At 72.1% G+C, this 21,737-nt stretch carries 21 protein-coding genes and 1 tRNA gene; 7 read left to right on the top strand and 15 right to left on the bottom strand.

Going from position 1 to position 21,737, the window contains the following annotated elements; translation table 11 throughout:
- Window positions 1–41 precede the first annotated feature (41 nt).
- The 3 genes from Cba03nite_RS05560 to thrB form a co-directional block, all read right to left on the bottom strand.
- Complete coding sequence (locus Cba03nite_RS05560) at window positions 42–3,425, bottom strand: phosphodiester glycosidase family protein (RefSeq protein WP_239125489.1); 3,384 nt, start codon at window positions 3,423–3,425, stop codon at window positions 42–44.
- Window positions 3,426–3,637: 212 nt separating this feature from the next.
- A complete protein-coding gene (gene rho, locus Cba03nite_RS05565; RefSeq protein WP_203742705.1) occupies window positions 3,638–5,539 on the bottom strand; it encodes a transcription termination factor Rho in 1,902 nt (633 codons plus the stop codon).
- Window positions 5,540–5,926: 387 nt separating this feature from the next.
- Window positions 5,927–6,829, bottom strand: coding sequence for a homoserine kinase (gene thrB, locus Cba03nite_RS05570; protein ID WP_203742707.1), 903 nt, complete (start codon window positions 6,827–6,829; stop codon window positions 5,927–5,929).
- A 51-nt stretch (window positions 6,830–6,880) separates the two neighbouring features.
- Between thrB and Cba03nite_RS05575 the strand changes: the two genes are divergently transcribed.
- A complete protein-coding gene (locus Cba03nite_RS05575; protein ID WP_203742709.1) occupies window positions 6,881–7,276 on the top strand; it encodes a hypothetical protein in 396 nt (131 codons plus the stop codon).
- A gap of 25 nt (window positions 7,277–7,301) precedes the next feature.
- Here the strand turns inward: Cba03nite_RS05575 and Cba03nite_RS05580 are convergent, their stop codons facing one another.
- The 8 genes from Cba03nite_RS05580 to argS all read right to left on the bottom strand — a co-directional run bounded on the left by Cba03nite_RS05580 (window position 7,302) and on the right by argS (window position 16,655).
- Complete coding sequence (locus tag Cba03nite_RS05580; protein WP_203742710.1) at window positions 7,302–7,514, bottom strand: type II toxin-antitoxin system antitoxin; 213 nt, start codon at window positions 7,512–7,514, stop codon at window positions 7,302–7,304.
- Window positions 7,515–7,524: 10 nt separating this feature from the next.
- Window positions 7,525–8,388, bottom strand: coding sequence for an SPFH domain-containing protein (locus Cba03nite_RS05585; protein ID WP_203742712.1), 864 nt, complete (start codon window positions 8,386–8,388; stop codon window positions 7,525–7,527).
- Window positions 8,389–8,450: 62 nt separating this feature from the next.
- Entirely contained in the window at window positions 8,451–9,662 is a 1,212-nt protein-coding gene (locus tag Cba03nite_RS05590) for an MFS transporter (protein WP_203742714.1), read from the bottom strand.
- 80 nt (window positions 9,663–9,742) lie between these two features.
- Entirely contained in the window at window positions 9,743–10,792 is a 1,050-nt protein-coding gene (gene thrC / locus Cba03nite_RS05595; RefSeq protein ID WP_203742716.1) for a threonine synthase, read from the bottom strand.
- An 81-nt stretch (window positions 10,793–10,873) separates the two neighbouring features.
- The gene (locus tag Cba03nite_RS05600) at window positions 10,874–12,175 is read right to left on the bottom strand and encodes a DUF3761 domain-containing protein (RefSeq protein WP_203742718.1); all 1,302 of its coding nucleotides are present in this window, start codon (window positions 12,173–12,175) and stop codon (window positions 10,874–10,876) included.
- Between the two features lie 110 nt (window positions 12,176–12,285).
- Window positions 12,286–13,572 carry a homoserine dehydrogenase gene (locus Cba03nite_RS05605; RefSeq protein ID WP_203742720.1) on the bottom strand — a complete coding sequence of 429 codons (1,287 nt, stop codon included), beginning with the start codon at window positions 13,570–13,572 and terminating at the stop codon, window positions 12,286–12,288.
- 47 nt (window positions 13,573–13,619) lie between these two features.
- Window positions 13,620–15,005 (bottom strand): diaminopimelate decarboxylase, encoded by a 1,386-nt coding sequence (gene lysA / locus Cba03nite_RS05610; protein WP_203742722.1) that lies wholly within the window; start codon window positions 15,003–15,005, stop codon window positions 13,620–13,622.
- Between the two features lie 6 nt (window positions 15,006–15,011).
- Window positions 15,012–16,655 carry an arginine--tRNA ligase gene (gene argS, locus Cba03nite_RS05615; RefSeq protein WP_203742724.1) on the bottom strand — a complete coding sequence of 548 codons (1,644 nt, stop codon included), beginning with the start codon at window positions 16,653–16,655 and terminating at the stop codon, window positions 15,012–15,014.
- An 86-nt stretch (window positions 16,656–16,741) separates the two neighbouring features.
- Here argS and Cba03nite_RS05620 point away from each other — a divergent pair, with 86 nt between their 5' ends.
- Both Cba03nite_RS05620 and Cba03nite_RS05625 read left to right on the top strand, forming a co-directional pair.
- Window positions 16,742–17,542, top strand: coding sequence for a thioredoxin-like domain-containing protein (locus Cba03nite_RS05620; protein WP_203742731.1), 801 nt, complete (start codon window positions 16,742–16,744; stop codon window positions 17,540–17,542).
- Between the two features lie 10 nt (window positions 17,543–17,552).
- Window positions 17,553–18,194: a DUF305 domain-containing protein gene (locus Cba03nite_RS05625; protein WP_203742733.1), complete on the top strand. Its 642-nt coding sequence runs from the start codon at window positions 17,553–17,555 to the stop codon at window positions 18,192–18,194.
- Window positions 18,195–18,258: 64 nt separating this feature from the next.
- Here Cba03nite_RS05625 and Cba03nite_RS05630 read toward each other — a convergent pair whose 3' ends face one another.
- Complete coding sequence (locus tag Cba03nite_RS05630) at window positions 18,259–18,867, bottom strand: LPXTG cell wall anchor domain-containing protein (RefSeq protein ID WP_203742735.1); 609 nt, start codon at window positions 18,865–18,867, stop codon at window positions 18,259–18,261.
- Between the two features lie 294 nt (window positions 18,868–19,161).
- On the opposite strand from Cba03nite_RS05630, the gene Cba03nite_RS05635 reads away from it, so the two are divergent.
- The 4 genes from Cba03nite_RS05635 to Cba03nite_RS39540 all read left to right on the top strand — a co-directional run bounded on the left by Cba03nite_RS05635 (window position 19,162) and on the right by Cba03nite_RS39540 (window position 20,026).
- Window positions 19,162–19,236, top strand: a tRNA-Arg gene (locus Cba03nite_RS05635).
- Between the two features lie 169 nt (window positions 19,237–19,405).
- Entirely contained in the window at window positions 19,406–19,624 is a 219-nt protein-coding gene (vapB, locus tag Cba03nite_RS40205) for a type II toxin-antitoxin system VapB family antitoxin (RefSeq protein WP_203742737.1), read from the top strand.
- Window positions 19,621–19,770, top strand: a complete 150-nt coding sequence (locus Cba03nite_RS39535) for a PIN domain-containing protein (protein WP_239125490.1) — start codon at window positions 19,621–19,623, stop codon at window positions 19,768–19,770. Before vapB ends, Cba03nite_RS39535 begins: the two co-directional genes overlap by 4 nt.
- 37 nt (window positions 19,771–19,807) lie before the next feature.
- Window positions 19,808–20,026, top strand: coding sequence for a PIN domain-containing protein (locus Cba03nite_RS39540; RefSeq protein ID WP_239125491.1), 219 nt, complete (start codon window positions 19,808–19,810; stop codon window positions 20,024–20,026).
- Between the two features lie 36 nt (window positions 20,027–20,062).
- Here the strand turns inward: Cba03nite_RS39540 and Cba03nite_RS05650 are convergent, their stop codons facing one another.
- The 3 genes from Cba03nite_RS05650 to Cba03nite_RS05660 form a co-directional block, all read right to left on the bottom strand.
- Window positions 20,063–20,359, bottom strand: coding sequence for an Imm51 family immunity protein (locus tag Cba03nite_RS05650; RefSeq protein ID WP_203742739.1), 297 nt, complete (start codon window positions 20,357–20,359; stop codon window positions 20,063–20,065).
- A 42-nt stretch (window positions 20,360–20,401) separates the two neighbouring features.
- Window positions 20,402–20,830, bottom strand: a complete 429-nt coding sequence (locus Cba03nite_RS05655; protein ID WP_203742741.1) for a hypothetical protein — start codon at window positions 20,828–20,830, stop codon at window positions 20,402–20,404.
- 131 nt (window positions 20,831–20,961) lie between these two features.
- Window positions 20,962–21,696 carry a PIN domain-containing protein gene (locus Cba03nite_RS05660; protein ID WP_203742743.1) on the bottom strand — a complete coding sequence of 245 codons (735 nt, stop codon included), beginning with the start codon at window positions 21,694–21,696 and terminating at the stop codon, window positions 20,962–20,964.
- Window positions 21,697–21,737 lie beyond the last annotated feature (41 nt).

Here is a 21,737-nt window from a genome sequence, read left to right on the forward strand (position 1 = left end):
GCCCGCGCCCGGGATGGGGCGGGCCCGCCGTGTGGGTGGAGTCAGGACACCGTGACGGTGGCCGTGGCGGTGACCGCGTTGACCGTGACCGTGAGGGTGGCGGTGCCGGGGCGGAGGGCCGTGAGCCGGCCGGTGGCCGGGTCATAGGACGCGACCGCGGACTTCGGGGCGGTGCGGGCCGGGCCGATGTGTACGGTGCCCGCCCAGTCCGCCGACACCGGGTAGGCGACCGGCACCTGCCGCCCCGCCTGGGTGACCACGGCCGACACCGGGCCGGACGCGCCCACGGCGAGCGAACCCGGCGCGGTCAGCGTCAGCTCGTCGACGTGCGGGCGGATCTCGGCGTGGAACCAGTCGCTGACCCCGGCCTGCGGGTACAGCCGCGGCACCAGCCACTCCAGCGGGGTGACCGGGTCGACGCCGATCATGGTCCAGCCGGTGAACCCGCCCTCGGCCGCCGACGTGGACGGCGCCTTGCCCGAGTTCCCGTTGATCAGGTACGGCACCCCGTCGATCTCGCTGGCCGCGAACGTGCCCACGTGGCTGTTGACCATCGCGGCGCCCTTGCCGGAGGTCCACTGGAAGTCGGCCAGCCACCGCTCCACGGTCGCCACCTCCTTGGCCTCGGCCAGCTCGCTGGCCTGGACCGGGGTGGGGTCGCGCGGCGGGTGGTGGAAGAACACCGCGACCGAGCCGACCGCCGGGTCGTCCGCCGCCTCGTCCAGCGCCTTGCGCAGCATCAGCACCTGGTCGAACCCGCCGCCGCGCAGCGTGCCCTTCGAGGTGTCGAGCATGACCAGGCGGGTGCCCTTGTGGTCGGCGACCCGGTGGGTGTCGCCGAACACGGCCCGGAAGTTGTCCAGGTTGCCGGGTCCCATGATCTCGTGGTTGCCGGGCACGTAGTAGTACGGCAGCGTGCCGCCCAGCTCCTCGTCGAGGATCTGCTTGGCCAGCGCGATGTCGGCCGGGGCTGCCTCGTCCACGAAGTCGCCGTTGATGACGAGGAAGTCCGGCGCGGCGGCCTTGATCTCGCGCAGCGTGCGGCGCGCGTTGCGGACCAGGTCGCTGTCCGGGTTGCGGGCCACGAACTGGGCGTCGGACATGACCGCGAAGCGCCACTGCTCGTCCGCGGCGGCCCCGTCCCGGATCACGAAGTCACGCCGGTACGCCGGGTCGGCGGGCACGTCGATCTCGGCCGGGAGCTTCACCGCGAGGTCGTCGATGACGACCGCGTTGGTGTAGGACGCCTCGGGCTTGATCTCCGCCGGGTAGAACCAGCGGAACTTCAGCGGGTACTGCAGCCCGGCGGGCACCGGGAACTCGATCTTCTGCCAGCCGGTCCTCGTCAGGTACGGGCCGCTGAACGCCGGGACGAGCGCGCCCGTGCCGTCGTAGACCTGCATCCGGGCCCACTCGCCGCGACCGGCCTCCGGGTTGACCCACATGCTCACCGCGAGCGGCTGACCGGGCAGCTCGATCAGGGCGGGCGGGGTGGCGTACGAGGTGCGCGTGCCGGTGGACTGGGTGAAGTCGTACGACATGCGCAGGCCCTGCCCGTCGTGGCCGGGCGCCGGGGCGACCGCGCAGGTGGCGCGCGCGGCGGTGCACTTCCACGCGGCCGCGTCGTCGAAGTTCGCGACGACGACCTCGCGCGCCCCGACGGTGACGCCAACCCGCGTGGTGAACCCGTCCACGGTCAGCGCGACGACGGTGCCGCCGTCGGCCTTCCCGGTGACCTTGAAGCCGCCCGCACCGTCCGGCGCGATGTCCACGATCGCGCTGTCGTAGGACAGGGCGACCTCTCCGGGCTCGATCGGGGCGCTCTGCGCGTCCCGGTCGAAGCCGAGCACGCCGAAGCTCCCGGTGCCGCCGACCCCGGCCAGCGACAGCCGCCCGGCCGTCGGGCTGATCCGGGTGAGCGGGTTGAGCACGGTCAGGCCCAGCTTTCCGGTGGCCGTGCCCCGGTACGCGGTGACCGTCGCGCTGCCGGGCGCGAGCGCCTTGAACGTGCCGCCCTCGACCCGGCCGATCGGCGGGAAGACCAGCCACGACGGGTCGCCCGCGGCGGGGCCGTAGGTCTCGTCGTAGCCGGCGGCGGTGAGCTTGCGCGAGTGGCCCGGGAACACCCGGTCGGGCCGCCCGCCACGCACGTCGTTGAGGGTGGGCGCGGCCATCGGCGCGGTCGCGGTCTCGACCCAGAAGCCGTGCAGCCGCCCGCTGCCGACCGGCGACAGCACCGCCAGGCCGTTCGGGGTGGGCCGCTCGGTGCCGTCCGAGGGCGCGTTCTCGATCTGCGGGGCCGCCGTGCCCGGCTCGCGGGCGAGCATCGTCGAGGAGCCGCCGCCGTCCAGGTTGAGCGCGTCGTGCGCGCCGAGCCGCTGCATCATCACGGCCAGGTCGCGCAGCGTCAGCCCGTGGCTGTCGGCCTGCCGCCCGTCGACCGTGAGCAGGTACATCTTCGTGCCGGTGGCGTCGAAGCCGACCGCGCTGCGCGGGTTGTCGGCGTCCACGGCCGCCTCGGACGAGATCTGCCCGCCGCGGACCAGCCAGACGTTGCCGCCGATGGCGGTGTCCAGCTCGCCGCCGTCGGAGCTGCGCGGCCGGTAGCTGACCTGAACCCGGGTGCCCGGGACCAGCGCGGCGAGCGCGTCCGCGCCGGTCTCGCGGCCGAGCAGGACCTGCGTGCCGTCGGCGATCACGCCGCTGCCGGGCGTCGCGGAGACGGACTCGACCACCCCGTCCCGCAGCACGACCTCGGTGGCCCGGCTCGCGCCGGTCACCGGGCGGCTGCGGCCGAAGGTGCCCCACAGCCCGGTGTACACGCCGACCGCGTTCGCGCCCAGCACGTGCGTGTTGAAGCCGGACAGCGCGATCGGGGCGGCCCCGTCGGGCGTGGCGGTGCCCTCGAAGTACACCTCGACCAGGCGGCCCACGTCACCGGCGGTGAAGCCGACGGCCTTGTGGTGGCCGGCGATCGGGGCCTGGATCAGCTCGCCGTCGCGGATGCCGACGCCCTGCGCCGCGCCGGAGTTGTTGATGTCGAAGAAGTCGCCGTTGATCCCGCCCACGACGCGGCGGTAGTCGCGCGCGGCGACCTGCTGGGACAGCGGCTGGGTGGCGGCGACCGCGCCGGGGAACACGTAGTCCACCGTGGCGCTGCCGGACAGGTCCACGGTGAGCGCGTCGGCGCGCAGGAAACCACGCGCGTCGTACCGGTCGAACGAGGTCAGCGTGACGCCCGGCGCGACCGGGCGGGTGCTGGTCGGGGTGTCCACGTAGTCGGGTCCGGTGACGACCTCGCCGTAGGGATCGGTGGCTGGGCCGAACAGCGGAGTCGCCGCGGCGGGCGCCGGGAGAGCCGCGGCGGCCGTGGTGAGAGCGGTGAGGGCGAGCAGCAGAGGGCGTATGCGCCTGCGCGTGGGCACGGTTCCTCCCGGGGATGAGGGGTGGCTGCCGTGTAGTGCAGCCCGCTCCGGGGGAGGCCGCACGGCAGCGCGGATGCCTGAAGGAAAACTTCAGACGAACACTAGTCCCCGAAAGGTAGTTGCACATCCCCCGATTTTCAGCGGCGTACCCGCAAAAGAAAGAGGGCCGGCACCTCGCGGTGCCGGCCCTCTTGCCGTCTTCGCTGCTGACGTCACTCCCCGGGAGTGGTCTTCGCGATCTGCATCAGGAACTCGATGTTGGTCCGGGTCTGCTTCAGCTTGTCCAGCAGCAGATCCAGGGCCGCCTGCGAGTCCAGCGAGTGCAGGACCTTGCGGAGCTTGTGCACGATGACCAGCTCCTCCGGCGCCAGCAGGATCTCCTCCTTGCGGGTGCCGGACGGGTCGATGTCGATGGCCGGGAAGATGCGCTTGTCGGCGATCTTCCGGTCGAGCTTGAGCTCGGCGTTACCCGTGCCCTTGAACTCCTCGAAGATGACCGTGTCCATCATGGAGCCCGTCTCCACCAGCGCCGTGGCGAGGATGGTGAGCGAGCCGCCGTTCTCGATGTTGCGGGCCGCGCCGAGGAAGCGCTTGGGCGGGTAGAGCGCGGTCGAGTCGATACCACCGGACAGGATGCGGCCCGAGGCCGGCGCGGCCAGGTTGTAGGCCCGGCCCAGACGCGTGATCGAGTCCAGCAGCACCACCACGTCGTGACCCAGCTCGACCAGGCGCTTGGCCCGCTCGATCGCCAGCTCGGCGACGGTGGTGTGGTCCTGCGGCGGCCGGTCGAACGTCGAGGCGATTACCTCGCCCTTGACCGAGCGCTGCATGTCGGTGACCTCTTCAGGCCGCTCGTCGACCAGCACGACCATCAGGTGGCACTCGGGGTTGTTGTTCGTGATCGCGTTCGCCAGCGCCTGCAGGACCATGGTCTTGCCGGCCTTGGGCGGGGACACGATCAGCGCACGCTGGCCCTTGCCGATCGGCATGACCAGGTCGATGACCCGGGTGGTCAGGATGTGCGGCTCGGTCTCCAGGCGCAGGCGCTCCTGCGGGTACAGCGGAGTGAGCTTGTAGAACTCGGAACGGCGGCGGGCCTCCTCGGGCTCCATGCCGTTCACGGTGTCCAGCCGCACGAGCGGGTTGTACTTGTCGCGCCGCTGCTCGCCGTCGCGGGCCGTCTTCACGGCACCGGTGATGGCGTCACCGCGGCGCAGGCCGTACTTCTTCACCTGCGACATCGACACGTAGACGTCGTTCGGGCCGGAGAGGTAGCCGGTGGTCCGGACGAAGGCGTAGTTGTCGAGCACGTCGACGATGCCGGCGACCGGCACGAGCACGTCGTCCTCGGCCACCTGCGGCTCGCCGCCGCCACCGACGTTCTCGCCGCGCTCGCGGCCACGCCGGCGGTCGCGGAACCGGCTGCGCCGGCCACGGCGGCCGTCGCCGTCCTCGTCACCGTCGAACCCGGCGTCGCGCTCACCGCGGTTGCCGTCGCGGTCGCCGCGGTTGCCATCGCGGTCGCCACGGTTGCCATCGCGGTCGCCACGGTTGGCGTTGCGCTCGCCCCGCTCGGCCCGGTCACCGCGCTCGGCACGGTCCCCGCGCTCGGCACGGTCGCCCCGCTCGGCACGGTCGCCGCGCTCACCGCGCTCGGCACGGTCCCCACGCTCACCGCGCTCGCCCCGCTCCCGGCGGGACTCACGACGGCTCTCCCGGCCCTCGGCCGGCGCCTCCGCCTCACCACGCGGCTCCGGCGCGTTGCGGCGGCCACGCCGCTCGCCTCGCTGCTCGGTGCCCTCGGCAGCGGCCGCGGGCTCGCCCGCGGACTCGCGGACCTCGGCCCGCACCTCCTCGCGAGCCGGTGCGGCGGCCGCGGCCACATCAGCACGGGGGCGCGGAGCGCCGCCGCCCTGGCTGGCCGTGATCGCGGCGATCAGCTCGCCCTTACGCATTCGCGCGGTGCCGGTGATTCCCAAACCCGCTGCCATCGTCTGCAGCTCCGGCAGCAGCTTCGCGGAGAGTCCGCTGCCGGCGGAGCGGCGGCGCCGGCCGGTGGAGGCGTCGTCAGCGACGTGGGAGACATCCGACGTCACGTCGGTGGTGTCGCTCAATGGATTCCTTCCCTCGATTGGCCGGGGCAGCCCGGGTCTTGGTGAGACAGTTGGCGGCCGGGCGGCCTCGGAACCCGTCGGTGCTCGTAGCGAGCCCTACGGGGGTCTTCGCGCAGTCTCGACGGCGTTCCGGAGCCGTCCATGAACGACGGCGCGGACACGCCTGGAGCGTGCGATCAGTCTGCGGCAGCAGGCATAGGACTGGGGGTGGACGGCCGTCTGGCAAACGGTATCCGTCTGAACCGAGCTCCGGTTGCGCCGCCCCGCTAGATCGGGCGCTTCGCGGCTGTGCTGCCTAGAGCGTAATCAACGACTGAGACCAGCGGCAACACCGGGCTACTCGGCGTGTCTGAACTGCTGCAAAAGCGAGGTCAAACGCCCCGGTTTCTACCCCGGGATCCTACCTGCCGAGACGCGGGCTCCACCAGAGAAAACCGGCAGAGTGTGCGCGAGCCAACTCCCACCGAGGTCGAAACCGGATGGCAGGGGCGTTAGCGCCAGCACGCTCGGCCCGGCGCCGCTCACCACGGCGGCGACACCCGCCTCTCGCAGACGTGCAACGAGCGCGGCGGTCTCCGGCATTCCCGCCGCCCGGTAACCCTGGTGCAGCCGGTCCTCGGTGGCCTCGAACAGCAGGTCCGGGGCGCCGGTCAGTGCGTGCACGAGCAGCGCCGAGCGGCCGGCGTTGAACGACGCGTCCGCGTGCGGCACGGCGCCCGGCAGCGCGGCGCGGGCGTGCGCGGTCAGTCCGCGTACGGCGGGCACGAACACGGTCGGCCGGATCTCGGGCGCCACCGGCAGCGACACGGCGCGCGCGCCGCCCGCTTCGGTCCAGGCGATGGTGAAGCCGCCGAGCAGGCACGGCGCGATGTTGTCCGGGTGCCCCTCCAGCCGGCCCGCGATCCGGACCTCGTCGGCCCGGCTCAGCCGGCCCCCCGCCAGCGCGTTGGCCAGGGTCACCCCGGCGACGATGGCCGCGCTCGACGAGCCGAGCCCGCGCGCCTGCGGGATGCGGTTGCGGCAGTGCAGCGCCAGCCCGGCCGGCTGAGCGCCCAGCTCGGCGAAGGTCTCCCGCATCGCGTGCACGATCAGGTGCGTCTCGTCCTGCGGCAGCTCGCCCGCGCCCTCACCGGTGACCTCGACCGTGGTCTTGCCGTCCTCGGGGACCCAGGCGGTGACCTCGTCGCAGAGGTCCAGGGCCAGGCCCAGGGCGTCGAACCCCGGCCCGAGGTTGGCGCTGGTCGCGGGCGCGAGGACGGTGTACGCCCCGGCCGGGAAGGAGATCGTCACGCGGTCATCGTAGGGGTGCACGGGTTGCCGCTTCTCGATACGGTGTCCGAGTTGCCCACCCCTCGGGAGATCTTCGTGGAATCCTCGTTCGACTTCGGCATGCTCGGCTACGCCGTGCCGCAGCTGATCGGCGCGCTGCCGTTCCTGGTCGGCCTGGTCCTCGCGCTGACCATGCGGGCCCGGCTCGGCGCCGTGGCCACCGGGCTCGCCATGGCCGCCTGTGTGCTCGGCATCGTCGGCGTGCTCGTCAGCACCTGGTGGGGGCTGTGGGGCATCCGGGCGGTGTACGAGGCCGACGGCTCGTCCACCGTCATCGGGATCGTCAGCGTGCTGATCGCCCTGCTGCACCTGGTCTGGCTGTCGCTGCTGGTCGCCGCGGTGTTCGCCGGCCGCCGACCCGCGGTCGTGGTGCGCGACGCGGTGCCCGCGCCGGACTCGCCGCTCTGATCGTCCGGATCGGACCCGGCGGGGCCTAGCCGTCCGCCGGGTCCTCCGTGTCGGCCAGGTCCTCCGGCGGCGGGCCGTCGGCGGCGCGGCCGGGCTGGCGCCCCGCCGACCGCAGCGCGGCCCGCAGGGCGTACTCGATCTGCGCGTTGACGCTGCGCAGGTCGTCCGCCGCCCAGCGGGCCACCGCGTCGTACACCGCGGGATCGAGCCGCAGCAACAGTTTCTTGCGTTCAGGCACCGGGCCGTCCTCAGTAGAGGGAGCCCGTGTTGACGACGGGCTGCGCGTTGCGGTCGCCGCAGAGCACCACCAGCAGGTTGGACACCATGTGCGCCTTGCGCTCCTCGTCCAGCTCGACCACACCCTGCTCGCTCAGCTGCTCCAGCGCGCTGGAGACCATGCCGACCGCGCCCTCCACGATCGTCGACCGCGCCGCGACGATGGCCTGCGCCTGCTGGCGAGCCAGCATCGCCTGCGCGATCTCCGCAGCATAGGCGAGATGGGTGATCCGCGACTCGACCACCTCGACACCGGCCAGCGCCACCCGCTCCCGCAGCTCGGCGGTCAGCTCGTCGCTGACCGCGGCGCTGTCCCGCAGGCTGGTCCGGCCGCTGCCGTGCGCCTCGTACGGGTAGCTGGTCGCCAGGTGCCGCACCGCCGTCTCCGCCTGCACCTCGACGAAGTGCGCGAAGTCGTCCACCGCGAACTTGGCCGCGTAGGTGTCGACCACCCGCCAGACGACCACCGCGGCGATCTCGACCGGGTTGCCGTCGGCGTCGGAGACCTTGAGGCGGTTGGACTCGAAGTTGCGCACCCGCTTGGAGATCTTGCTCTTCTCGGTCAGCGGCCAGGTCCAGTGGAACCCGGGCTCGCCGATCGAGCCCACGTACTTGCCGAAGAACTGGATGACCCGCGCGTCGTTCGGGCTGATCACGATGAACCCGGTGGCGATCAGCACCAGCAGCAGCGTGCCGACGGCGACGGCGATGCCCAGCACGGCGTCGTTGTTCGGCGCGTCGTGGCTGACCGCGATGACGGCGATCGTGGCGGCCAGCACCAGCAGCGACACCAGCACCATGATGAATCCGGAGATCCGGAACGCCCGCTTCTGCATGGCGCCTCCCCCTACTATCGAAGTGATATCACCAAGCTAGCAGGGCATGTCAAGCGCGTTCCTCAGTCGGCCAGGGCCGGCGCCGGGGCCGGGATGCGGCGGGTGACCAGGAACCAGCCCACGGCGTAGGTCAGGGTGGTGAAGCCGCAGCAGGCGACCAGCACCCGCCAGTCCACCGAGTCCACGAACGCGCCCACCACCAGCTGCGACGCGGTCACCGCGAGCATCGCGATCATCGTGTCGGTGGCGTTGACCCGGCCCCGCAGCTCGTCGGGCACCTGCTGGGCGATCGCGAAGTTCGACATCACCCAGTTGCCGCCGCCCGCCGCGTGCGCCACGAAGACCCCCGCCAGCACCAGCGGGAACCAGCCCGCCCCGGCGACGCCCAGGTAGGTCAGCCCGTACGTCGACATGGACAGCGCCAGCGCCGGGAACAGCCAGTGCGGCCGGGCCAGCGCGGCGCGGAACAGGAACGGGCCGACCAGGCTGCCCAGGCCGCGTACGGCGAACATCAGGCCCAGCCCGCGCGCGCCCACCCCGAACGCCGCCGCGATGAACGGGAACGTCGCCAGCAGGCCGTTGCCGGTGCCCACCGCCGACTTCACCGTCACCAGCGCCAGCAGCCGCGGCTCGCGGCGCAGGTAGGCCAGCGCCTCCCGGATCGCCGCGAACGCCGGGCGGGGCTGCGCCGCGACCAGCTCCTGCATGGGCCGCCTGATGCGCGAGGTGAGCAGCGCCGAGGTGGCCAGGCTGACCGCGACCAGCCCGAAGCAGGCGTACGGCGACAGCCACTCGGTGACCAGGCCGCCCAGCGACGAGGCCACCACGGTCATGGTGCCCCAGGCCGTGCCGTTCACCGCCATGGCCGGGCCCATGTCCACCGGGTCCACCAGGTTCGGCACCGCCGCGTTGGCGGCCGGGGTGTAGAACGCCTTCGCCGTGGCCAGCGCGGCCAGCGCCACCAGCGCGATCGGCCCGGCCGCGGGGCCGCGCACCAGGAACAGGCCGCCGACCGCGACGAGCGCGGACAGGTTCGAGACGATCAGGATCAGCTTGCGGTCGAACCGGTCCGCGATGGTGCCCGCGTACGGCAGCAGCAGCGCGACCGTACCGGTCTCCACCGCCAGCGCCAGCCCGCCCCAGAGCCCCTGCCCCGTCTCCCGGTTGAGCAGCACCAGCAGCGGCACCATCACGAACCAGTCGGCGCCGAAGACGATGACCTCGGCGAGGAACAGGCGCCGGAAGTCGGCACTACGCGTAAGGACCCTGAGCACGAAGGCACCGTACACCTGGGATCATCCCACTGGTGCGCTGCCCACCCTGTGATCTGCGGCGCGCCGCCTCCGGCGGCCGGTCAGGCCAGACCGAGCTCGCGAGCCGCGGCCAGCGGGTCGTTGCCGATGGTGGTCGGGGCGGGGGCCGTGGAGATCGCCCACTCCGGGTCCTTGAGGCCGTGGCCGGTCACCGTGCAGACGATGCGCGAGCCGTGTGGCACCTTGCCCGCCGCGCTGGCCTGGAGCAGGCCCGCCACGCTCGCCGCCGAGCCCAGCTCGACGAAGACGCCGACCTCGCGGGCGAGCAGCCGGTACGCGGAGAGGATCTCGCGGTCGGTGACCGCGTCGATGAGCCCGCCGGAGGCGTCGCGCGCGTCCAGCGCCTTGGTCCACGAGGCGGGGTTGCCGATCCGGATCGCCGTCGCGATCGTGGACGGGTTCGCCACCACCTGGCCGTTGACGATTGGGGCCGAGCCCGCGGCCTGGAAGCCGTACATCTTCGGGGCCTTCGTGGCGTTGCCCGCCGCGACGTCCTCCTGGTAGCCCATCCAGTACGCACTGATGTTGCCGGCGTTGCCGACGGGCAGGCAGTGGATGTCCGGCGCGTCGCCGAGCGCCTCGACGATCTCGAACGCGGCCGTCTTCTGGCCGTGCAGCCGGTCGATGTTCACCGAGTTGACCAGCGCCACCGGGTAGTCCTGCGCCAGCTTGCCGGCCATCCCGAGGCAGTCGTCGAAGTTGCCGCTGACCTGGAGCAGCTTCGCACCGTGTACCAGCGCCTGGGCCAGCTTGCCCAGCGCGATCTTGCCCTGCGGCACCAGGACGGCGCAGGTGATGCCGGCGCGCGCGGCGTAGGCCGCGGCGCTGGCCGAGGTGTTGCCGGTGGAGGCGCAGATGATGGCCTTGGCGCCGTGCTCGACGGCGGTGGACACCGCCACCGTCATGCCCCGGTCCTTGAACGAGCCGGTCGGGTTGGCGCCCTCGACCTTCAGGTACACGTCACAGCCGGTGCGGTCGGACAGCACCGGGGCCGGGACCAGCGGGGTGTTCCCCTCGTGCAGCGTGATCACGGGCGTCTTCGAGGTCACCGGCAGGCGGTCCCGGTACTGCTCGATCAATCCACGCCACATGCTGGTCTCCTTACCGAGTGTCATCGAGTACCTTGCCCGCTCGCCGCGCGGATCACCACTCAGGTTCCACCCTCCGGGACGTTACCCCTCCTGATACAGCGTCCGCTTCTCGCCGCCGTGTTGCACGCACGCGCCGCCCCGGCCGCCCGCCTTGCTGAACGTCCCGTCCTCGCACTGGACCACGTAGCCCTTGCTCTGCCAGAAGTTCTTGACGCACTCGAAGTAGTCGCAGAAGGCGGCGTCCGGCTCGGTGATCGGCTCCCCGTCGCAGAACGTGTAGCCCCAGGGGTTCTGGAGGTCTTCGCAGTAGGCCGCCGGATCGGCCGCGACCGCCGAGGGCGACGGCGAGCCCCACGCCGGCGACCCGGCAGGCGTGGCGGAGCGCTCCGGCCCGCGTTCCGGCTCCGGCGACCGCTCAGGCGACCGCACCGGTGACCGCTTCGGCGAGCGCTTGGGCGACGGGCCGCCCTGCGCCGTCACGCCGGGGGTGGGGCCGGGGGTGGGGCCGGGGGTGGGGCCGGGGGTGCCCGCGGCGGCGGCCGGAGCGGGCCTGCCTGCCGGGTCCGCCGCTCCGGGCATGAGCACCACCCCTGCCCAGAGCGCGATCATGGCCATGATCAGCACCGGCACGGCCTGCCGCGCCGTCGTGGCGCCGGGCGGGCCGAAGCAGGACCGCCGCAGCCAGGTGGCCGCGGCCGTGGCGGCGGCCGGCGCCTGCCGCGGCCACACGTGACGCGGCGGTGCGGGCCGCTCGCCGAGGTGACCCGCCACGGTCTTGGCCAGGTGCGCCACGAAACCCGGCCGGTCCCCGCGGGCCGCCGCCATCGCCAGGCTCAGGTAGAACCGGAACTCGTCGCCGGAACGCTGGTCCAGCGCCAATCCCGAGTCGGCCTGGCGGTGCGAGACCCGCATGAGCGTCATGGCGCCCCGGTGGGAGTGCACCAGTCCGGTCAGCGCGGCGTAGGGCCAGGTGCGATCGATGTGGCCGCCGATGAAGAGGACCCGCTGGTCGGTGACGACGACCCGGCCGCGGTCACGGCTCGCGTCGGCGTCGTAGTAGAGCGGGGCGTACGCCCCGCCGCGCCGCGCCGGAGAGTACGCGGTGTGCCCCGGGCGGAACATCCGGACCGGCTCGGCGCACTCCACCAGGACCGCACCGGAGCCCGTCCAGTAGAGCTCCTCGCCCTCGCCCAGGCCCAACCTGGCGGGTGCCTGATCGGGGCCCAGCGGCCGGGCGCCGATCGCCAGCGCGTGGTAGTGCTCGTTGAGCTCCGCCTCACTCTGCCAGCGGCGCAGCGACGCCTCGTGCTCCTGCCGCAGCCGCGCGTTCTGGCGATCCGCCCACCGCTGCCTGCGCCCCGTCCCGCCTGCCCCCAGGTTCACCACGACCTCCTCGGCAGGGCCGCGCGACGGCTCGGCGCGGCCTCAGGAGGTAAACAGCGCGAGCGGCCGGGACGGACCGGCCCATCCGCCGACCGGTCCCGGCCGTTCGGTCAGAACTCGACGCGCAGAACGCTCGCCACGTCCCTGACGAAGTCGAGCGTGCGCAGCTCGGCGACCGTGGCCGCGAGCGCCGCGTCGGGGGCCGAGTGGGTGACGATGACGAGGATCGCCTCGTCGCCGCGGCCCGACTGGTTGACCGTGGCGATGGAGACGTCGTGGCGGGCGAAGACGCCGGCGACGGAGGCCAGCACACCGGCGCGGTCGGCGACGTCCAGGGAGACGTGGTAGCGGGTGCGGACCTCGCCCATCGGGTGCACGGTGAGGTCGGCGTACGCGGACTCGCTGGCGGCGCGGACCCCGGCCAGGCGGTTGCGGCCTACCGCGACCAGGTCGCCGAGCACGGCGGACGCGGTGGGCGCGCCGCCCGCGCCACGGCCGTAGAACATGAGCTGCCCGGCGGCCTCGGCCTCGACGAAGACGGCGTTGAACGCCTCGCCGACGCCCGCCAGCGGGTGGGTCCGCGGGATCATCGCGGGGTGCACGCGCACGCTGACGCCGCCGTCGGCGGTGCGCCCGGCGATGCACAGCAGCTTGATGGTGCAGCCCATCGCCTTGGCGCTGGCCACGTCGGCCGCGCTGACCTCGGTGATGCCCTCGCGGTAGACGTCCTCGGCGCGCACCCGGGTGTGGAACGCGAGGCTGGCCAGGATCGCCGCCTTGGCGGCGGCGTCGAAGCCCTCCACGTCGGCGGTCGGGTCGGCCTCGGCGTAGCCGAGCGCGGTCGCCTCCTCCAGCGCCTCGGAGAACCCGGCGCCGGTGGCGTCCATCGCGGACAGGATGAAGTTGGTGGTGCCGTTGACGATGCCGGTGACCTGGGTGATGCGGTCGCCGTGCAGCGACTCGCGCAGCGGGCGCAGCAGCGGGATGGCCCCGGCGACGGACGCCTCGTAGTACAGGTCGGCGCCGCCCTCGGCGGCCGCGTCGTGCAGGCTGCCGCCGTCCTCGGCGAGCAGGGCCTTGTTGCCGGTGATCACGCTCTTGCCGGAGCGCAGCGCCTCGACCAGCCAGGTGCGGGCGGGTTCGATCCCGCCCACCACCTCGATGACCACGTCCACGTCGTCGCGCTTGACCAGGCCGAGTGCGTCCGTGGTGAACAGCTCGGGGTCGACCGGCAGGTCGCCCCGGTCGCGGCCGGCACGCCGGACGGCGATGCCGACCAGCTCGACGGGCGCGCCGATGCGCGCCGTGAGGTCGTCGGCCTGCTCGTGCAGCAACCGGACGACCTCCGAGCCGACGGCGCCGCATCCGAGCAGCGCCACCTTGACCGAGTCAGCCACTTCGTCTCCCGTAACGCTCACCTGTCAGGGCCCCGCGTGCGCGTGCCCTACCCGACGTCCAACGCGAGGAGATCGTCTTCGGTCTCCCTGCGCACGATCACCCGTGCCTGCCCGTCGCGCACGGCCACCACCGGCGGCCGGGGCACGTGGTTGTAGTTGCTGGCCATGCTCCGGCAGTAGGCGCCGGTGCCGGGCACCGCGATAAGATCTCCGGGCCGGACGTCGGCAGGCAGGAATTCATCCTTCACCACCACGTCCCCGGCTTCACAATGTTTTCCCACCACGCGGGCAAGGATCGGCTCGGCCTGTGACGCACGCGACGCCAGGGTCGCCGAGTACGACGCGTCGTACAGCGCGGTGCGGATGTTGTCGCTCATGCCGCCGTCCACGCTGACGTACGTGCGCAGGCCGTCGAGCGGCTTGACCGTGCCGACCTCGTACAGCGTGAAGGTGGACGGGCCGACGATGGCGCGGCCGGGCTCGATGGACAGGTGCGGCTGGGCGATGCCCAGGCCCCGGCACTCGTCCTCGACGATCTTGAACATCCGCTTGGCCAGGTCACCGGCGGGCGACGGGGTGTCCTGGCTGGTGTACGCGATGCCGAAGCCGCCGCCCAGGTCCAGCTCGGGCAGCTCGGCGCCCAGCTCGGTCCGGATCCGGTCGTGCAGCGACAGCACGCGGCGGGCGCTCACCTCGAAGCCCGAGGTGTCGAAGATCTGCGAGCCGATGTGCGAGTGCAGGCCGCGCAGCTCCAGCGCGTCCTGCGCGAGGATGCGCCGGGCCGCCTCGAACGCGGTGCCCCCGGCCAGCGAGAAGCCGAACTTCTGGTCCTCGTGCGCGGTCGCGATGAACTCGTGCGTGTGCGCCTCGACTCCGACCGTCACCCGGATCATGACGCGCGGCCGGACCCCGCGCTCGCGGGCCACCGCCGCCAGCCGCTCGATCTCGTCGAACGAGTCGACCACGATGCGGCCCACCCCGGCCTCGACGGCGCGGGTCAGCTCGCGTACCGACTTGTTGTTGCCGTGCAGCGCGATCCGCGCCGGGTCCATGCCCGCGGCCAGGGCGGTGGCCAGCTCGCCGCCGCTGCACACGTCGAGGTGCATCTCCTCGTCGACCAGGATGCGCACCACGGCGCGGCACAGGAACGCCTTGCCCGCGTAGTACACGTGCGCGCCCTCGAACGCCTGCTTGAAGTCGCGGCAGCGGGCCCGGAAGTCCTCCTCGTCCAGCACGAACGCCGGGGTGCCGAACTCCTGCGCCAGGCTCGCCACGTCCAGCCCGCCGACGTGCAGCAGACCCGCCTCGTCCTTGGCGGCGGTCCGCGGCCACAGCGGGGTCATCAGCTCGTTGACATCGGCGGGGGTACGCAGCCAGGCGGGGCCGGTCCGGCCGATCTCACCGTGCAGGGCGCCTGCCTCATGAGCACGCAAGGCGGTTCACATCCGTTCGGGGGCGGTCACGCCGAGCAGGCCGAGGCCGTTGGCGATGACGGTGCGGGTGGCGTCGTTGAGCCAGAGCCGGGCGACGTTGACGGGCTCGACCGATGCGTCCCCCAGGGGGAGCACCCGGCAGTTGTCGTAGAAGCGGTGGTACGCCCCGGCCAGCGACTCCAGGTAGCGGGCCACCCGGTGCGGCTCGCGCAGCTCCGCGGCGGTCTCCACCACCCCCGGGTAGTCGGCGAGCGCCTTGAGCAGGTCCAGCTCCTTCGGGTGGGACAGCAGCGCCGGGTCGAACGGCAGCGTGTCGCGGGTCAGCCCGGCGTCGGCGGTCTGCCGCCCCACGCCCGCGGTCCGCGCCGCGACGTACTGCACGTAGTAGACCGGGTTCTCGTTGCTCGCCCGGGTCCACAGCTCGACGTCGATGTCGATGGGCGAGTCGATGCTGTAGCGGGCCAGCGCGTACCGGGACGCGTCCACGCCGATCGCCTCGACCAGGTCCTCCATCGTCACCACGGTGCCCGCGCGCTTGCTCATGCGCACCGGCTGACCGTCGCGGACCAGGTTCACCAGCTGGCCGATGAGGATCTCCAGGTTGACGTCCGGGTCGTCGCCGAAGCAGGCGGACATGGCCTTCATCCGGCCCACGTAGCCGTGGTGGTCGGCGCCCAGCATCAGGATGACCCGGTCCGCGCCCCGCTCGCGCTTGTCGAGGTAGTAGGCGCAGTCGGCGGCGAAGTACGTCCACGCGCCGTCGCTCTTGCGCAGCACCCGGTCCTTGTCGTCGCCGAAGTCGGTGGTGCGCAGCCAGGTCGCGCCGTCGGCCTCGTAGAGGTGGCCCTGCCCGCGCAGCCGCTCCAGGGCCAGGTCCAGCTCGCCCTTGTCGTGCAGGTCCTTCTCGTTGAAGTACACGTCGAAGGAGGTGCCGAACTCGGCCAGGGACGACTTGATCTGCGCGAACATCAGCTCGACGCCCTCGACCCGGAACGTCTCGGGGTCGTCGGCGTCCGGGCGCTTCGCCTTGACCGCCTCGGCGATCTCGGCGATGTACGCGCCGCCGTAGCCGTCCTCCGGCGTCGGCTCCCCGCGCGACGCGGCCAGCAGCGAGTTCGCGAACCGGTCGATCTGCGCGCCGGCGTCGTTGAAGTAGTACTCCGTGGTGACCTCGGCGCCGGACGCCTTGAGCAGCCGCGCGAGCGCGTCGCCGACCGCGGCCCAGCGGACCCCGCCCAGGTGGATCGGGCCGGTCGGGTTCGCCGAGACGAACTCCAGGTTGAGCCGCTGGCCGGCGAGCGCGACACCGTGCCCGTACGCACTCCCCCGGGTGACCACCAGGCGGGCCAGCTCGCCGGCCGCGGCGGCGTCGACCCGGATGTTCAGGAAGCCCGGCCCGGCGATCTCCACCGAGGCGATGCCTGAGACTTTGCTGAGTTCCTCGGCCAGGGCGGCGGCCAGGTCACGCGGGTTGGCGCCGACCTTCTTGGCCACCTGAAGGGCCAGGTTGGTGGCGTAATCGCCGTGCTCCGGGTTGCGCGGTCGCTCCACCGTCGCCGCGGCCGGCAGGGCCGACATATCGAAGCTTCGTGCCGCGAAAACGGCTTTTGCGGCGGTCAGGACGGCGTCGGCGAGATTCGCGGGAGTCACCTGGCCATGCTAACCGGGTAGACTCTGGCGATCTGCGTCCCACCACATGGCGGGCGCGCCCACCCCTCGATGTGACGGACACCACGATGAGCATCAGCACGCAGGGCGGCGAGCAGCACCGCCCCAATGTTGTGAAGGTCGGCGGCAAGCCCGCGGCCGGCGCCAAGCCGAACACCGGCGGCGGCAAGACCCCGCCCAAGGGCGGCAAGAGCGGCGGACCCAAGAAGCCGATCACGCCAATCAAGGTCAACCAGGGTCGCAACTGGGGCCCCATCGCGATGTTCGTCGCGGTCGGCGTGATCGCCGTCGGCATCATCGGCTGGGGTGCCTGGGCCGCGTTCCGCCCCGGTGGCGCCGGCTACGGCTGGGAGGACCGCGCCCAGGGCATCGACGGCATCACCCACTTCAGCCAGGACTTCGGCCGCGAGCACACCTACGACCAGGTGAAGTACGAGCAGAGCCCGCCAGTCGGCGGCAACCACTCGTACGTGTGGCAGACCTGCACGGGCAACGTCTACGACGCGCCCATCCCGAACGAGCACGCGATGCACTCCCTGGAGCACGGCGCGGTCTGGATCACGTACCGCCCCGACCTGCCCGCCGACCAGGTGGCGAAGCTCGCGTCCCGGGTCACCGGCGTGGAGAAGATGTTCATGAGCCCGTACACGGGCCTGGACAAGGCGATCTCGCTGCAGGCCTGGGGCTACCAGCTGAAGGTCGACAACGCCGACGACGCCCGCATCGGCGACTTCATCAGCGCGCTGCGCGTGAACGCGAGCCTCGAGGGCCCGACCGCCCTGTGCTCCGGCGGCAACACCGCCACCGGCGACAAGCCGCTGACCGAGCAGCAGGCCGCCGCGCTGCAAAACGGCGGGATGCAGGGCTGACGGGAGCACCATGACCGACACGAGGAACAGCCCTCGCGGGTTCACGATCGTCAGCAAGCGAGGGCTGGCCCTCGTGGCCGCTGTGACGCTGCTGGTCGGGCTGGCGCTGGGCGCCGGCCTGACCCGCGTCCTCGGCAGCGGATCACCCGCCGACGACTCCGCCGAGGCGGGCTTCGCCCGCGACATGACCGCCCACCACGCGCAGGCCGTGGCGATGGGCATCCTGGCGGCCAAGCAGGGCCACTCGCACGAGGTCCGCACCATCGGTGAGGACGTCGCGATGACCCAGCAGGGCCAGATCGGCATCATGAGCCAGTGGCTGCGCGACTGGGGCCTCAACCTCAACGGCACCGCCAAGCCGATGGCCTGGATGCCCGACGGCGACAAGGCGCTCATCAACGGCAACCTGATGCCGGGCATGGCCACCCAGGCCGAGATGGAAGCGCTGCAGAAGGCCACCGGCAAGGAGTTCGACCGCCTCTTCCTGGACATGATGATCAAACATCACCTGGGCGGGGTGCACATGGTCGACGCGGTGCTCGCGGACTCCACCGACCCGGACGTGACCTGGCTCGCCAAGGGCATGAAGGCCGGCCAGACCGCTGAGATCTCCGACATGCAGCGCCTCCAGGAGACCCTGGCCAAGCGCTGAACGGACGACGAGAAAGGGCCCCGCCGGATTCCGGCGGGGCCCTTTCTCAGTTCTGGCTGCGGGATCAGGCCTCGGTCGGCAGGTCCCGGCGGCGGCGCACCATGAACAGGGTCACAGCGCCACCGGCGACGAGCACCAGACCGGCCAGCACGATGCCGGTCACGGCCGTACCGGTCACGGGCAGGCCCGGCTCCGACGGGGACGGCGCCGGGGTGCCCGACGGGTCCGGGCTGTCGGACGGCTCCGGGGTGCCCGACGGCTCCGGCGAGGACGACGGCGACGGGCTCGTCGAGGTCGACGGGCTCGGGCTCGGCGAGCTCGGGGTTCCGGCGCAGGTGTGGCTCAGGTTGAAGTAGCCGTCCGCCGTCGCGCCCTCGACGTCGGCGGAGGCCGCGGTCAGCGTCCAGCCCGCGTCGGTGATCAGGTAGACGTGCTTGTCCGACGCGCCCGCGTTGTCGATGTAGCCGGACCAGCCGGTGCCCGTCGACGGCGCGGCCGAGTCCTTGCTCGTCACGACGGCGGTCGTGCCGTTGCTGAAGGTCGCGCTGAGCGAGGTGAAGTCGTCACCGCTCGCGTTCGGCAGCACGAAGTGCCAGCCGTCCTTGCCCGCGGGCAGCGAGGCGAACGGGCCGGTGCAGGACTTGGACCCGAAGCCGGCGGCCGTGGTCGGCACGTGCGAGCTGTGGATGGGGAGAGTCGTCCCGGCCCAGGCCGCAGTGGCCGTGCCGAGGGAGAGAAGGCCGGCGGCAGCAACAACCGCGAGGCGGGAAGTCCAGCGCTGGCGCATGGTTCCTCCGAGGAGATGGGTTTACGGAACGCCACATACTCGCTCGCCGCGGGGGTGCGCCGGATCGGATTAACCGGCTGGTAGCTGATGGGGCGCCGCGACATGCCATCGCCCGAACGGCCGAGCGGTATACCGGTTCGGTGACGGCGGAGGGACCTGATACTCTTTGTCGGTCGCTGAGCCCCCGTAGCTCAGGGGATAGAGCACCGCCCTCCGGAGGCGGGGGCGCAGGTTCGAATCCTGCCGGGGGCACCACGGTCTACCAGCACCAAGAAGCCGCTGAACTGCTAAGAGCAGATCAGCGGCTTCAACTGTATGTTCCGCCGCGCGGCTCCCATCCGGAGTCGGACTCGAGCGCGGCGATCGGCCGATGTCAGCGGTGATATCATGGGATATCACCGCCGGCGGACCCTCGGGAGCGATGATGACCGACCTGCTCATCCGCGACGTGCCCGATGAGGTTGTCGCCGCCATCGACAGCAACGCCGGACGCCTCGGCCTGTCCCGAAGCGAATACCTGAGGCGGACGCTTGCCCAGGCTGCCCACAAGCCGGGCGCCGTCTCGATCGAGGATCTGACCCGGTTCGAGACCAGCTTCGGCGATCTGGCCGACGAGGAGACCATGCGGCAGGCGTGGCGATGACCTGGCTGATCGACAAGTCCGCGCTTGTCCGGCTGTCGACCAGTCCCGATGCCGCAGCGTGGGCCGATCGCATCGGCCGCGGATTGGTCCACGTCACCACGGTGACGCTTCTGCGAGGTCGGGTTCTCCGCACGCTCCGCCGGTGATCTGCGCACAGCATCGAGTCAACCGCCGCTGTCGCTGATGCCGGTCGAGTATCTGACGCCGGCCATGGAGCAGCGAGCGGTAGACGTTCAGTTACAGCTCGCCGATCGTGGCCTGCACCGGGCACCCGGCATTCCGGACCTGCTCATCGCCGCCGCGGCGGAACGCGCCGGCCATGTCCTGCTTCACCTGGACAAGGATTTCGAACTCATCGCGGACCTGACAGGCCAGGCCAACGAGCGCCTACGGATCGCCTGACCGACTGGACGTCGCCGGGGCCGTGCACTGCCCCGGTCAGTCGTCGAACTCGAACCCGGTCGCCTCCGCCAGCGCCATCAGCGCGCCCAGTTCCTCCAGCGCGGCGCGGTCCGTGCCGTAGGCGCAGAACATGCCGCCCTCCGGGTCGTAGTCGAACCGGCCGCCCAGTTCCGTCGCCTCGTGCTCGACGAGCAGCTCGGCGATTCCCTCCCAGAAGTACCCGTTGGGTTCGTGCCCCAGCTCCTCGATGAGCCCGTCGACGCTGGTGTCGCCCGCGTTCAGCAGCAGCGAGTACCTGCCGGCGTCGGTCTCGATCAATTTCAGCGGTGTCATCGGCGCAGCATCGCACAGGATTTCGACGCTCCGGCCGTCACCTCATGGATGCGCCGCCGCCCCCGGCTCCGCGTCGCCAACGGCCGGTGCCGCGCTGCGCAGCGGCTCCACGGCGGGCGCCGCTGTCCCGGCCGGGGCGGGAGCGTCCTTGGTGCGCTGGTGGTGCTCCCAGGCGGCCCGCTCGTCGGCGTCCTGGCGGGCACGGGCCTTCGCCTGCGCCACGTCCTCGGCCAGGCCGCCGGACTCCCGCCATACCGCATGCCCGCGCAGCACCCAGGCGAAGGCCGCGGCGGCGAGGAGGATCAGGCACAGCGTGAAGGCGACACTCGCCAGCCCGACCACGAACGGAGCCAGGTCGCGGAGCTGGTAGTCGAGGTTGCCCGCGCAGACCAGGCCGACGAGCCCGACACCCAGCGCGGTGGCCGCCAGCGCGTAGAGCCGTGGCGACTGACTGGGATGCGAGTTCCTCATGAGCAGCAGATAGTGCCACAGGGGTTGATCGCGCCGCTGCCCCGCACGTAAAAACCCGGCTCCACGAGGGAGGCCGGGTGAGTTATGTCTCGAAGCTACCAGCGGCCGGACAGGCACGTCAATGACGGCGGTCACCACCCGGTGGGCTTCGCATAAGCCCCGACCTGGGCGGGGAGCTGGGCCCGCTCGAACTCCCCCGGCCGCAGCTGGTGCCACCAGTGCCGCCCGACGCCGTCGTCGGGCTGCCCGGCCAGCGCCCCGGCGAGCCAGCCCGGGGACGGGTTGATGAGGCCGACCGGCACCACGGTGCGCGCGTGCTGGAGCGGGAAGCGCAGGTCGCTGTCGTTGGAGATGACCACGGCGGCGTCGACGGCCCCGCTGAGCACGTCGACGAGCAGGTGGGAGGCGACGTTGACGTCGGAGCCCTTCTCCTCGCGGTGCGAGTACGACACCATGAACAGCCCTTTGGGCACGGGCTGCTTCGCGGCGTTCTGGATCATGACAGGCCAGGTCGGGTGGACCAGCTTGGGTTTGCGGGAGCGGCCCGCGGGCACGGCGAGCGGGGCGTACTTCACGCGGTTGACGTAGTAGCCGTATTCGATGGCGTCGACGCTGCCATGGGCTTCCAGGGCCTTTAGGTAGATCTGCTGGTCGACGTAGCCTGACTGGTTGGTGGCCTGGTCGATGACGGCGGTGCAGTACACGATCCGCTCGATGCTCGCGCCGGGCCAGTCGGTGCGGCGGGCGACGGCGGCGCGGGCGAGGGCGCGTACGTCGAGCCAGCGCCAGCCGGGCGTGCCGCGGCCGAAGAAGGACCGGCCGCCGTAGTAGAGGTTGAACGCGTCGATGTAGACACCCAGCCGCACACCCGAAAGCTAGCAGCGCTGCGTGAACGGGGACAGCCACT

Source organism: Catellatospora bangladeshensis, from assembly GCF_016862575.1.
GTDB lineage: Bacteria > Actinomycetota > Actinomycetes > Mycobacteriales > Micromonosporaceae > Catellatospora > Catellatospora bangladeshensis.